The following is a 14,078-nucleotide window of genomic DNA, read 5'->3' as shown; positions in this document are numbered from 1 at the left end:
CTAGCTTTTGGTGCGGCTTCACAAACCGGGTTATCTGTTTGACTTACAGATTTATGCGCATTTAATTAGGCCTGTACGCAGGCCGCCAGTGGGCAGGAGGTGGCTATCGCTACAATCCGATAATCTCACCACCCATAAACTGGCGGCATAGGTGGGCAATATTACGCATCCATTACGCTTAGAGGGCATGCGGCACAAACGGAAGCGCAAGCCGCCGAAGCCGGAAGCGTAGCCAGACCAAACAGCAACAGCCACCCGCATAAGGGTGGCCGTTGCTATTTCATTTGAGTAACATAGCTACGGAGATTCGGGAAAAGGTCGGCCTCCTCGGCCACCCGTCCTACTCGAGTTTGGCAGAGAGAGGGACGCTTTATGGGCGGTAGGTGAAGATGTGCAGGCCACCATCCGACGGTGCTTCAAACGTAAATTCATTTGCCGTTAACGTAATAATCCGGTAAGGAAACCCGACTACTCCGTTCTGCCCCACCCAGCCCAGTCGGTTGCCGCATAACTGCACCTCAATGCTATTGTTAACCGCCGTGCAGTTTACCTGGTCGCCGCCCCAATACGTATTGGTCATAATCCGGGCGTTGGTAAAGGTTTTGGTATCGTAGCGTCCACAATAAGTAGACACTACCTGGCCATCGGTCGCCACATGTCGCCATATTTTGCTGCTACCGCCCGTGAGTAGGGCAAATTGAGCGGGGTCATCACAGGCCGAGCTAAATTCGGCATCAAATGTTTTGCGCACATTTACGCCCAGCGGGGCATTGATATAGGTGGCCGTGAAGGTAAAGGGCGTAACGGCGGTGATGGTAGTGCTGCTGGCCGTAAGCGTTACCACTTCGCCTGGCTGGGACACGGCTGACAGCGCAATACCAGCTACCGAGACGTTACCAATCAGCAGGCCGCTGGCTGGCAAAAAATACGTGGTGGTTGCCGCCTGGGTCTTCACATCAGAGAAAGGAGCGAGTGTTACGTCGCTGCCCAAGAGCCCGGTACGCATCTGGTTTAAGGCAGTTTGCATCAGGGTGCGGGCCTGTTTCAACTCACTTACGCCAACCATCATTTCCTGTAGAAAGGGCCCACCCTGGGCATCAGAAGGCTGCATAGTGCGGTATGTTGCCTCGATGCGGATATCCTTTGGCACACCATTGCGTAGCTGCAGACCACCAGTGGTGCCATTAATTGAACGGTTGCTATAGCCGTCGATCCGGAACGCCACGCCAATGTTGTTAATGAGCGTGTCTACTATTTTGTGGCTTTGATTCAGGTGGTAGATGGCAATGGCACCGCCCGCAATGGCTAGAACGGGGCTGCTCAACACCCCCCCGGCAGCGAGCAGTGACACACCAACAACGGCTTTGGTGTTCTCCTTGACGAACTGAAGACCGATTTTCATGAACTGGTCCGAAGGGTCGTTTAGGACCAGGGTCGAGCGCTCGGCTAGGTTGGTGAAGTCAACAGGAATGAAGTCAAGTTGTCGCATGAAGTAGGCCGCCTCCAGCTTCTGCGCATTCGTGGCTGCGGCGTAAGCCGCAGGCAAGCTCTGCTGCATGTTTTTGAACACGGCTAGGTTCTGAGCTGGTATTGGGTACAAGGCAGCCCGTGTCAACTGCTCTAACTGCGTAACGGCCGCATCCAGCTTGCCTTGAAAGGCGGTGTACACTGGTGCTGGGTCTTTGATGGCCGCGTACGAGCCGATGGTCATGTTTGTGGCTTCTTTCACCCCCAAGGGTGAAAGGTCGAGGCTGGCGGTGCCGCTGGGAAGAGCGGGCACCAGAAATACGGCCTGCTTGTCGTTGAGACGACCCAGCACCACTTTTTGACCACCTAAGGTCACTTCCCACGAGGGCTTGTTTTCCAGCGATGCACTGGTGGTAATGATTACCACTTCGCCAGGCACCGCAGTCGTTTTATCGAGCGTAGCTGTGCCGGTTGCTACTACTGGCTGGTTGGGGGCAGTCTCTGTTTTGGTGCAGCTGCTCACGACGAAACCCAACGCAACAGTCATGACCATCAGCCGAATGTAAATTTTAATCATGGTAGCGGCAGACAATGTTGAGTGAAGTGTAAAAGCTCAAAATTACCTGTGGGACTCAGCCTCGACAATACCTACTTCCAGGTATTTTTCATATAGTAAACCTGCGCGCAACCATGACTGCCTCTCCCTTGCAGGTGCTATAGGAAACAGTGGTCAGCCTCTTAATCAGAACGGAAATTAGAGTAGGTCTTATTTTAGAAAACAGGATTCGCCCCGACACCTCCAATAGCCCGCAGACAAGCGCCTCGTTGGGGGCTAGGTGGTAAGCCGGCCCCCAACGAGGCGCGGCCGAGCCAAGGGCCGGCAGGTTGGCCAGGGGCGGCTGGCGGAGTTAGGCTGGCGGCGGGGCGCACGGTGCCGCGGCCGGATTGGCGGTTGAGGGAACTGAGAGTTTTGGCGGTTCCAGCTATGGTACGGGCTATTGATAACCAGTAAGGATTCCTCCGGCGGCCAATTCCAGGTTACTCCACTCCACCTGAACCAACGCATTGCGGGGAGGCCCCGAGCTTACTATATCTGACGAAACCCTGCGTTTATGGTATAGGAAGCGTGTTTAGCCCGCTTCCAGGCCCATTGCGCGAGGTAAAACAGGCCGAATGTGCGGTTTATTTACCAAGCTGTGTGGCTCCAAATATACCTACTTCTAGGTATTGTAAAGCATTACTGCCGATTGGTATCTTCGCTGGCAATAATATGACTTTACACTTAATTCATCGTATCCTATCTCCTCTTAGCCTGGCACGGCAGCATCCGCTCCGGGCCGGACGGACTCTTGTAATACCCTTGGCCTGGGAGTCTCTGCTTTATCCTTTTACCCCCTTTACCTGCCGTAATGGCACAGCTTTACACCGATAAATGAGCGTTCTTCTTCTCACTCCTAAATGTAGCTGTATGCAGAATTCTTCTACTCTAACACTACTGCTTGGTGGGTTACTGGCCATTGGCAGTTTAAACACCATTCAGGCCCAAACCCTGGATCCTGTTTTCCAAGCCACTGTACTCAAATCGAACACATCACTGGGGGTTCAGTCGGCTCCGAACTTAACGCTGGTGCAGCCCAATGGGAAAGTGCTGATAGCCGGCGGCTTTGATTTTGCCAATGGCGTCAGCGCCAGCAAGATTCAGCGCCTGAACGCCGACGGCACTAACGATGTCACCTTTAATCCCGGCGGCCTGGGTGCCAACGGCTTTATCTCCGCGCTGCAACTGCAACCCGATGGCAGGATCCTGATTGGCGGCGGCTTTACGACCTACAACGGAACGGACCGCCTCACAGTAGCCCGCCTGAATGCCAACGGCACGCTGGATCCCACCTTTGTGCCCTCCGGTATCACGGCCCGCCGTCAGATCGGCGCGCTGGCCCTGCAGGCCGATGGCAAAATTCTGGTGGGAGGAGGCGACAACCTCGATACGGGCATACCCGGCGGTGGCGTCGCGCGGCTCAATGCCGATGGCTCGCTGGATACATCCTTCAACATTGGCACGGGCATTACCAGCCCTCAGGGCTTTGTGCGGGCTGTTTTTGTGCAGGCCGATGGCAAAGTACTGGTGGGCGGCACCTTTACCAGCTTCAACGACCAGACCGTCAGCAACGTGGTGCGCCTCACCGCCACCGGTAGTCTCGATCCGGGTTTTGCGGCCACCACCGACGGGGCCGTGCGGGCCATCGACCAGCAGCCGGATGGGAAGATCGTACTTGGCGGTTCCTTTGAGAAGGTGAACAGCGCGGCGGCACCCCGCTTGGCGCGGCTGCTGATTAATGGAACGATTGATCCCGCCTTTAATGTGGGGACAGGACCTAATGGCACGGTAGCCAGCCTAATGGTTCAGCGTAACGGGGGGGCGCAGTTCAACGGCAGCATCGTGTTTGCCGGTAGCTTTACCCAGGTAAACGGCGCGGTCCGCAACCGTGTGGCCCGCGTCTTCGACAACGGCACGGTCGATGCCACTTTCGCCAACGGCGTAGCGGCCAACGGTGCGATTAATTCCGTGACCCAGATCGGTGCCGGCCAGTTTCTACTGGCCGGCTATTTCTCCCAGTACGATGGCGTGGTGAAGACCGGACTGGCCCGCATTACCGCTACCGGCACCAATGAGGCTTCTTTCGGAGCCCTGACGGAGGCCAATGGCTTCATTGGCCAAGCCACCCCACTGGCGAGCGGCAAAATCCTGATTATTGGGACTTTCAACTCCTTCAACGGCACCCCGGTGCCTACTGGCGTCCGCCGTCTCAACGCCGATGGCACCCTAGACAACACCTACACCACTACCTTTACCACCGGTTTCGGCGTGCAGCCGGATGGCCGCTTCTTCGTGGTGAGTTCCACCCCAACCCAGTATTCCCTCATTCGGGTTAATGCAGCCGGCGCGGTGGACAATACCTTCACCTCTGCCCTATTCGGAGCGGTGCCGAGTATGCGGCTGCGGGATATAGTGATGCAGCCCGATGGCCGCTATCTGGTTTTCGGCAGCTTCACGACTTACAGCGGTGCCGTCCGCAATGGCATTGCCCGCCTCACGCAGAGTGGGGCCCTCGACGATACGTTCTTACCTCCGGCCAGCCCTATTGCCCGAACCATCACCAGCGCCGTAGTGCAGCGCACTGGCCGCATTGTTATTGCCTACGAGGAAACCGGTGCCGGGGCCACTGCCGGTACCAAGCTACTGCGCCTGAATGCCGACGGCTCACCCGACAATACGTTTGCCGTCGGTGCGGGAGCCAGCCCCGCCACCTTCTTTACCGTCTTGGCGCAGCCTGATGGCAAGCTGCTGCTCACCGGAGCTTTTACTTCGTTCAATGGCGAAAGCACACCTTTCGGCATGGCACGACTCAACGCTGATGGCTCCGTGGATGCCAGCTTCGATAGTTTTGCGGGGAGCTTCGGCGTGCGGGCAGTGCAGGCCGATGGTCGCCTGTTGGGTCTTACTGGCACGGGGGCCTCTACGGCCATCGTGCGCCTCAATGCCAATGGCAGCCGCGACAACTCTTTTATACCCGTAAATATTCCTACTGCTATCTTTGTTGGCGATGATTTCGTGAGCGGCCTCGCGTTGCAGCCCGCCGATGGCAAGATCCTGGTATTCGGCGCGTTCCGCTCCGTGGCCGGACAGATGCGCATCGGCCTGGCCCGCCTGCTCAACCCCGGCGTGACCTCCACGCGCGCAACTGTGGCCAAGTTGCCGCTGACGGTGTATCCCAACCCGGCTCAGACCCAGCTCAACGTGCAGCTACCCGCCTCACAGCTACCACTGCGAGTTTTCCTGCGCAACCTGCAGGGCCAGAATATAGCCAGTTGGCCGGTACCAGCCAACCGCGCTCAAACCACGCTGGATGTGCGCAACGTGGCCGCCGGCTTGTACATCCTTCAGATTCCAACCGCCGGCAGCACCTATCAACAGAAGGTGATTATTACCAAGTAAGGCCCGCCGTCCGGCTCCGGTATTTTTGTTTTAAAAGCCCTTGCCCAGTTCGCTGGTCGAGGGCTTTTTAGTAGCCTCGCTGGCCTGTTCCTGGCCTGGGCGCTAATAGTTAAGCCAAACGGCCATAGATACATAGCAGTTTCATGAACCATGGACCGGAATGTGGAGACCCATAGCTGCTTTTAGTCGCCCGCGCTGTTAATGCGACATCGTTCAACGATGGGCCGCCACACCCGCACCGCAACATCTGCCTGGTAATCTGCCCACGAAGCTGCTGACGCACTCAGGCATTCAGTAAAAGTCAGTGAGGGAACTGCGCAGTTGTTTGCACTCAACTATATAAATCAGTGAATAAGGCTGTTACTTCTTTTGGGGGTGGCCAGAAAGCTGAATGTGAACAGCTACCTAGCCCTTTGCTCCGAGCAAGCGCAATTCCAGCATAACGTTGCTTTCACCGTGTGCCCGGCGCCAAAACTACCTACTTCCGGGTATTGGAGAGCCCGCACCCTTTATAGTATATTTGAAATATAAAATAGGGCTTTTTTAATAAAAATTACTGCCTTCGTCCCCGGTCGTCTGGCCCGGCAGCATCCGTGCCGGGCGGGCTTGGCCAATGCCTGCTGCCTGAGGGTCCGGCCTTCTTCCGTTCACCCTTTTCTACCTGCTGTCATGAAACGGTTCTGCTCTGGTCAAGCCCACCCGCTATTGTCGCTGAACCTGTTGAGGCGGCCACCCCGCTGCCGGTTCAACTTCGACAACCCCGATGGCAACCAACTGTTCCCCCTAGTGCCTGAAAGCCCCGGTTTTCGAACAATGACCAGGGCCGCGGGCCGGACGGCTCCCTTCGCTTTTCATGCTGCCCGGAGCGGGTCGTAAGCGTGCCTGAACACCCCTATTCGCGTTTCCGGGACGAGGGAAATGCCGGTGGGACAGGCGGAGAAATAAGTTGCAATACCCAGTTGCCGGGCGAACTGCCGGGCAGCCTTATTACCTTTTTTCCTTCACTTCTTTCACCCCCACTCTATGGACGCGTTTCTTCCCAATTTACCAGTAGCCTGCTGGCGCAGGCTACTGGCCAGCGTGACGCTGTTGCTACTGCTACTGCTGCCCGTGCTTAGCCGGGCTCAGGCCCCCTCGGTAGGGCAGGTGCTTAACCCGGACGGTACGCTACGGCCCGGGGCCAAAGGCTCTTTCTCAACGGACGGCTACCGCATGGGGCAGAACCCGGATACGGGTGCTCCGGTTTTCCGTCCCAGTGGCGCGGGCGACGAAAACTGGCAGGACGGCTTCGACTTGCTGGGTATGACTGGCAACGCCATTGCGTTGGCGGTGGACGGTCGCGGCAATGTGTATGCCGGAGGACTCTTCAGCAGAGCTGGCGGCACGTCAGCCAACCGTGTAGCCCGCTGGAACGGCACGAGTTGGAGTACCTTGGGCACGGGTATGAACAGCGCCGTCAATTCTCTAGCTGTGGACGGCAGCGGCAACGTTTACGCCGGAGGGTTTTTCACTACGGCCGGCGGCATACCAGCCAGCCGCGTCGCCAAATGGAACGGCACGAGCTGGAGCGCCTTGGGCGCGGGTATGAATAACGCGGTCCTTGCCCTGGCCGTGGACGGCAGTGGCAACGTTTATGCGGGGGGGACGTTCACCACGGCCGGTGGCACACTGGCCAACCGCGTAGCCCGCTGGAATGGCACGAACTGGAGCGCCCTGGGAACGGGCCTGAATAATACTGCCTTTGCCCTGGCATTAGACGGTAACGGCAACCTCTACGCTGGGGGACAGTTTAGCACGGCTGGAGGCACAACGGTCAATGTTGTTGCCCGGTGGGACGGCGCGAGCTGGAGCAATCCGGGAACGGGATTGGGTAACGGTATCGTCGTCAGGGCCCTAGCCGTGGACGGTAGCGGTAGCGTTTATGCTGGAGGCCTCTTTAGCACGGCTAGCGGCACGACGGCTAACCGTGTAGTCCGTTGGAACGGCACGAGTTGGAGTACCCTGGGTGAGGACCTGAATCAAAACGTCTCTGACCTGATAGTGGATGGCAACGGCAATGTTTATGTCGGAGGACAGTTCACTATGGCTGGGGGCACACCAGCTAACCGCATAGCCCGCTGGGACGGCACGAGTTGGAACGCCTTAGGCACAGGCCTTGACGATGGGGGTGTTAGTGCGCTGGCCGTGGACGGCAGCGGTGACGTTTATGCGGGAGGAAGTTTCAACACGGCCGGCGGCACCCAAGTCACCAATATTGCTAAATGGAACGGCGTGAGCTGGAGCGCCCTGGGAACTGGCCTGAGCAACTCCGTTAGTGCGCTGGCCGTGGACGGCAGCGGCAATACGTATGCGGGGGGGACCTTCATTACGGCGGGCGGCAGGGCGGCCAGTTATATCGCCAAGTGGGATGGCACAAGCTGGAGTGCCCTGGGTGAAGGTTTAAACGGGCCCGTTCTTGCCCTGGCCGTGGACGGCAGCGGCAACGTTTACGCCGGGGGATTCTTCACTCAGGCCGGCGGCGCCTCGGCCAACTACATTGCCAAATGGAACGGCACGAACTGGAGCCCCATGGGCACGGGTATGAACACCCAAGTCAATGCATTGGCCGTAGACGGCAGTAGCAATGTTTACGCGGGAGGCTTCTTCACTACGGCCGGCGGCATGCCAGCCAACTATATTGCCAAGTGGAACGGCGCGAGTTGGAGCCCCTTAGGCACGGGTACGGATAGAGAAGTTTATGCCCTAGTAACAAACGCTAGCGGAAGTGTTTATGTGGGAGGGAGTTTCACCACGGCCGGAGGTACGGCAACCAATCGTGTAGCCCGCTGGAACGGCGCGAGTTGGACCTCTCTAGGCACGGGCCTGAACAGCTTCGTCCGTGCCCTGACTGTCGATGGTAGCGGCAGCGTTTACGCCGGAGGGGGCTTCACTCAGGCCGGCGGCGCCTCGGCCAACTACATTGCCAAATGGAACGGCACGAACTGGAGCGCCTTGGGCACGGGCCTGAACACCCAAGTCAATGCCCTGGCCGTAGACGGCAACAGCAATATTTATGCGGGAGGATTTTTCATCACGGCCGGCGGCGCACCGGCTAATCGCGTAGCCAAGTGGAACGGCACAAGCTGGAGCACCCTGGGTACGGGTCTGAATAACTTTGTGAATGCCTTGGCGCTGAAAGGCAACGACTTGCATGTCGGTGGGGAATTCACCAACGTCGGCGATGGCTCGAAGGTGATGATAAACTTCGGCATTTACCGGCAGACCCCGCCGACGGTGGTTGTCAGCAGCAGCACGGGGGCCAGCGGCAGCACCAGCGCCGCCGCTTCGTTTGCCTATACGGTCACTTTTTCGGCCCCGGTCACCGGCTTTGCGGCCGGCAGTGTAAGCGTGACCAACGGCACACTATCGGGCTTTGCGGGCTCGGGCTCGACCTACACGTTTAATGTAACGCCCGCCGCCGCTGGTGCGGTGACGGTGAGCGTGGCCGCCAACGTAGCGCAGGACCAGGCCACCAACACCAACACGGCGTCTAACGTCTACACGCTCATTTACAGTCCGGGCGCAACAGTAGCACCGGTGCTGACGGCACCGGTCAACAGCAGCTTCGTGAACACAGCCACGCCCACCTACGCAGGCACGGCCCCGGCCGCCAGCACCGTGACGGTGTACGTGGACGGCACGGCCATCGGCACGACGACAGCCGCGACCAACGGCAGCTTCAGCTTCGTGCAGCCCACGGCCCTGAGCCAGGGCAGCCATACGGCCTATGCGACGGCCTTGAGCGGCGGCGCAACCGTGAGTGCGAATTCGAACACCAACACATTCATCGTTGATACAGTGGTTCCGACGGTGCTTATCAGCAGCTCGGCCAGCAGCCCCACCAGCGTGTCACCGATTCCGGTAACGGTCACCTTCTCCGAAAGCGTCACCGGCTTCGTGGCCGCTGATGTAGTGGTGAGCAACGGCACGCTGTCGGGCTTTAGCGGCTTGGGCGCGACGTACACCTTCAATGTAACGCCCGCCGCTGCTGGTGCGGTAACGGTGAACGTGGCCGCCAACGTGGCCCAGGACCAGGCCGGTAACGGCAACACGGCCGCGCCCCAGTTAAGCATCCAGTTCGCAGCCCCGGCCGCACAGGACCTGACCATCAACGGCGGTACGGCTACCACACCCACCAACATACCAGCCGGCACCTACAACACGGTTACCGTTACCGGGACGGGCTTTGCCCAACTCGGCGGGCCAGTGGTGGTGAACGGGTCCCTGACGGTGCAAAACGGCGGCGGCCTGAATACCAACTGCCAGCCGCTGACGGGCAGCGGCAGCTTCACGCTCGCCGCGGGCGGTACGCTGCTGATTTGCGATGCCAACGGGATTACGGCCAGTGGCATTACCGGAGCAGTGCAGGTAACGGGTGCCCGCTCGTTGGCCGCCGATGCCAGCTACGTCTACAACGGCACGGCGGCCCAGGTGACGGGCACCGGGCTGCCGGCCCAGGTGCGCAAGCTGAGCACGACCAGCAACAGCCCCCTGACGCTGAGCGCCCCGGTGGGCGTGCGCCAGGTGCTGACAGTGGCTGGGGCCGGCAACCTGAACCTGAACGGCCAGGCCCTGACGCTGCGCTCCGACGCCAGCGGCACGGCCATGGTGGTCAACTCGGGCAGCGGCACGGTAACGGGTACGGCCACCATGCAGCGCTATGTTGACCCCAGCCTGAACCCCGGCCTGGGCTACCGCCACTACAGCTCGCCGGTGCAGGCCACCACGGTGAATGACCTGGCCACCAGTGGCTTCGCACCCGTAGTCAACCCGGCCTATAACACGGCCGTCGACCCGGGCAGCGTAATGCCCTTCCCCACGGTGTACGGCTACGATGAGGCCCGCCTGACCAGTGCCAGCGCCACTACCAGCGCCTTCGAGTTCGGCTACTTCTCGCCCGCCGCCCTGAATAACGCGCTCGTACCCGGCCGCGGCTACACCGTGAACCTGGCTGCCAGCCAAACGGTGGACCTGAACGGCACGCTCTCGACCGGCACGGTGCCGGTGGGCGCCCTCTCGCGGGGTACCCAGGCCAGCGCCGGCTGGCAGCTGCTGGGCAACCCTTACCCGGCCCCGCTCGACTGGAACCAGGCCCGCAACGGCCTGCCCACTGGTGTCATCGATGCCGTGTACGTGTACAAGTCGGGCAGCGAGTATGGCGGCACCTACCAGTTCTACCAGAACGGTTTCGGTACGCTGCCCGGTGGGCTGCTGCCAGCTATGCAGGGCTTTTTCCTGCGCGTGAGCCAGAATGTACCCAGCTTCAGCTTCCAGAACGCTTGGCGAGTGACGGGCTACCAGAACCCGACTTTCAACCGCATCACGGCCGACACCCGGCCCACCGTGCAGCTGGATTTGGTGGATGCCCGGGGCACCCGCGAGCCTACCTACGTGTACTTTGAAGCCGGAGCCACGCCCGGCCGCGACGACCACTACGATGCCGAGAAGCTGCCTAACACGACGGGTCTGAACCTGGCCTCGGTGGCTACCACGGGCGAGGCGCTGGCCATCAACGGCCTGCCCGCCCTAACGAACGAGGCGGTGACCGTGCCGCTGACGGTGGACCTACCCCAGGCCGGGCGCTTCGCCCTGGCGGCCTTCATTCTGGCCAACCTGCCGGCAACCACGCTCGTGGAGCTGGTAGACAACCAGACCGGCACGCGCCACGACTTGCGTCAGCTGCCGGCCGCCGGCTACGGCTTCACGGCTGACAGCCGCCATATATCGGGCCGCTTCGCACTCAACCTGCGGCCTAACGCCGTGCTGGCCTCGGGGTCGGCGGCGCTGGCGGCCCAGGTGCGGGTTTACCCCAACCCGGCCCATGGCCAGCTCACTATCAGCCGTCCGGCGGGCGGACCGGCTTCGGCCGTGCTGCTCAACGCCATCGGCCAGCAGTTGCGCACAGTGCCGCTGCTGACTAGCGAAACCAACATCAGTCTGGAGGGCCTGCCTACCGGCGTGTACGCGCTGCGCGTGACGCTGGCAGGGGGCCAGACCGTGGTGCAGCGCGTGGTGGTGCAGTAGTAGCCTAACAGCCCCAGGGCCCGGTCGCCCCAGCGGTGGCCGGGCCCCTGGCCGGGACATTTTCTCTCCTCAACCTTCTTCTTTTAAATCCTTGCAACTATGCGTATTTCCTTTCTCCTCCTGCCCCTGCTACTGGTGAGCACTGCTTTGCTGGCCCAAGGGCCGGGCCCCGGCGGGCCGACGCCCAACTCGCCCACGGCCGTGCCCATCGATGGCGGGGCCAGCCTGCTGCTGGCCGCCGGGGCCGCTTACGGCCTGCGGCGCCTGCGCCAGCACCGGGCCCGCAAATAGGCCTTTCTCTTGTTTCACTCGCCGGGCCGATATCAACGCATCGGCCCGGCGTGTTGCCGCCTCTTTTACTTCGTCATATGCGTTCTTCTTTACCTTTTGATTCGGGCCGGCAGTGGCTGGCGGCCCGGCCGCAGGTGCGGTTTGGGCTGCTGGCCCTGGGTTTCTACGCCCTCTGGGTGCTGGGCTACGAGCACGGCCTGGAGCCCGCCGGCCACCTCGACGACGCCCTCTCGGCCAACTTGGCCCTGGTGGCGGCCGGGCTGCTGCGGCTGGTAGGCGTAGCGGCCGGTACTGACCCGGCCGGGCCGACTACGGTGACCATGCTGGGCCAGGCGGCCGTGTACGTGGGCAACCCCTGCAACGGGCTGGTGCTCTACGCCCTGTTTGCCGGCTTCGTGCTGGCTTACCCCGGCAGCGGCCGGCGGCGTCGGTGGTTTATTCCGCTGGGGCTGGCAGTCATCTACGGCATTAATGTGCTGCGCATTGCCGCCCTGGCCCTCAACCACACCTACTGGTACCACACGGTCGAATTCAACCACCACTATACCTTCACCTTCGTGGCCTACGGGGCCATTCTGGTACTCTGGCACCAGTGGGTGCGGCTGCACCCTAACCCAGCGGCCGTGGCCCATGGTTAGCCAAAAATCGGGGGACCGGCCGGCCCCGGTGGGCCCTCCCCGGCGCAGCCCGGGGCGGCTACTGGTAGCGGGGGCGCTGGGGCTGGGGCTGTTTGCGCTGGGCCAGTTTGATGCGTGGGTGTTTGCCGGGCTGACCAGCGGCTGGCAGGCCGTGCTCGGTGGCCTAAGCCCCACGGCCCAGCGGCTGGGGCAGCCCTCGGGCCTGAGCACCCACGGGGTGCTGGTGGGCCTAAGCTACCGCCTGCTCTACATTGGGGTGAGCCTGGGGCTGCTACAGGTGCTGCTGCGGGGGCGCCATAGCCGCGCCCTGGCGCTGGGCTACGGGTTGGCCTTGGCCCTGAGTGTGGGCCTGCTACTGCTCGGCCAGCGGGCCGGCTGGACCTGGGCCACCGGGCAGGGCCACCGCCTGCTGGATTTGGTTAGCTCGCCGCTGGCCCTGCTGCTGCTGTATGGGCTGGTGCTGCTGGGCCGGGGCCAGCCGGCAAGTAAGGCGGGTTGAGGCGGGTACGGCCGGCCGACAAGCAGTTGGGTGTTGGGCTCTTTCGGCCTAGCAACGGAAAGTCTTATATTGCCCGGGTCAAGGGGCCCGGCATTTGCTTGCTGAGGCTTTCTTTTGCTCCCGTACCCACCCTGCTGCCTGCCATGACCGACGCTCAACGCATAGACGAAACCCTGGCCGCCCTGGCCCCTGTTGCCGACGCACTGCCCGGCGTGGTAATTGTGCTCAACCACGACTGCCGACAGGTACTCTATATGTCGGGCCGGGGGCTAGCCGCACTGAAGATTACGATTCCAGAACTCAGGGCTCTGGGGGAGGAATACTACGCGCGTTATTTCAACCCCGACGAAGCGCAGGAGTACGTGCCTAAGGTTGTGGACTTGCTGGAGCGCAATGACTTGAACTATAGCGTCAGCTTTTTCCAACAGGTACGCACCGGGCCGAACGGCTGCTTTGAGCTTCACCTGAGCACTGCCCGCATCCTGTTGCAAGGGGAGCAGGGGCAGCCGCTACTCACCATCTGCTTGTCGTGTCCCATCGACCCCAGCAGCCACATTACCAGTAAGGTGCAGCGCCTACTGGACGACAACACCTTTCTGCGCACCCATGCCGCCCGTTTCGCCAGCCTCACCAAGCGGGAGCGGCAGGTGCTGGCGGGCGTCAGCCGGGGGCTGAGCTCGGGCGTGCTGGCCGAGGACCTGTTTCTCTCGGTGCAGACCGTGGATACGCATCGGCGCAACTTGCGCCAGAAGCTGCAAACCAGCTCGACGTTTGAGCTGGGACAGTATGCGCGCGCCTTTAACCTGATTTAAGGCAGTCTACCTGGCACTTCAGCCCACCAGCAGCAGGTCTTCGAGCCGGGTGGTGTAGGCGGGGCTAGGCTGGCGGCGGGGCGCACGGTGCCACGGCCGAACTGGCGGTTGAGGGCGGCGGGGCGGCGGGGCGGCGGGGCGGCGGGGCGGCGGGGCGTGAGCTGCCGGGCGCGGGCCTGGTCGGCGGGAGCGGATAGACTGGTTCGGTAGGTGTTGGCTTGGGCCTTGATTGCTGGAACCACTGCCCTCCGCTCGACTTGCTACCTGAGGAGCCGCTCCCACAAGGAAAAGCGCCCGCGCTTCGGTAAATT

At 61.2% G+C, this 14,078-nt stretch carries 8 protein-coding genes; 6 read left to right on the top strand and 2 right to left on the bottom strand.

Features of this window, described 5'->3' with window-relative positions:
• Window positions 1-370: 370 nt before the first annotated feature.
• On the bottom strand, window positions 371-2,044 hold the full coding sequence (locus BLW21_RS16730) for a hypothetical protein (RefSeq protein ID WP_092742123.1): 1,674 nt from the start codon (window positions 2,042-2,044) through the stop codon (window positions 371-373).
• Between the two features lie 891 nt (window positions 2,045-2,935).
• Here BLW21_RS16730 and BLW21_RS16725 point away from each other — a divergent pair.
• The 6 genes from BLW21_RS16725 to BLW21_RS16700 all read left to right on the top strand — a co-directional run bounded on the left by BLW21_RS16725 (window position 2,936) and on the right by BLW21_RS16700 (window position 13,767).
• Complete coding sequence (locus BLW21_RS16725; RefSeq protein WP_175471018.1) at window positions 2,936-5,464, top strand: T9SS type A sorting domain-containing protein; 2,529 nt, start codon at window positions 2,936-2,938, stop codon at window positions 5,462-5,464.
• A gap of 1,023 nt (window positions 5,465-6,487) precedes the next feature.
• Complete coding sequence (locus tag BLW21_RS16720) at window positions 6,488-11,527, top strand: Ig-like domain-containing protein (RefSeq protein WP_092742119.1); 5,040 nt, start codon at window positions 6,488-6,490, stop codon at window positions 11,525-11,527.
• Window positions 11,528-11,626: 99 nt separating this feature from the next.
• Window positions 11,627-11,818 carry a PID-CTERM protein-sorting domain-containing protein gene (locus tag BLW21_RS16715; protein ID WP_092742118.1) on the top strand — a complete coding sequence of 64 codons (192 nt, stop codon included), beginning with the start codon at window positions 11,627-11,629 and terminating at the stop codon, window positions 11,816-11,818.
• Window positions 11,819-11,895: 77 nt separating this feature from the next.
• Entirely contained in the window at window positions 11,896-12,456 is a 561-nt protein-coding gene (xrtX, locus tag BLW21_RS16710; RefSeq protein ID WP_245711939.1) for an exosortase X, read from the top strand.
• Entirely contained in the window at window positions 12,449-12,955 is a 507-nt protein-coding gene (locus BLW21_RS16705) for an XrtX-associated membrane protein (RefSeq protein WP_245711938.1), read from the top strand. Before xrtX ends, BLW21_RS16705 begins: the two co-directional genes overlap by 8 nt.
• 143 nt (window positions 12,956-13,098) lie before the next feature.
• Window positions 13,099-13,767, top strand: a complete 669-nt coding sequence (locus BLW21_RS16700; protein ID WP_092742116.1) for a response regulator transcription factor — start codon at window positions 13,099-13,101, stop codon at window positions 13,765-13,767.
• Here the strand turns inward: BLW21_RS16700 and BLW21_RS21255 are convergent.
• On the bottom strand, window positions 13,764-14,009 hold the full coding sequence (locus BLW21_RS21255; RefSeq protein WP_139255267.1) for a hypothetical protein: 246 nt from the start codon (window positions 14,007-14,009) through the stop codon (window positions 13,764-13,766). The genes BLW21_RS16700 and BLW21_RS21255 overlap by 4 nt on opposite strands.
• Window positions 14,010-14,078: the final 69 nt, after the last annotated feature.

Origin of the sequence: Hymenobacter psychrophilus (assembly GCF_900107135.1) — a bacterium.
Lineage (GTDB): Bacteria > Bacteroidota > Bacteroidia > Cytophagales > Hymenobacteraceae > Hymenobacter > Hymenobacter psychrophilus.
The sequence above is the reverse complement of the archived record's forward strand: the minus strand, read 5'-3'. Positions and strand labels throughout refer to the sequence as shown.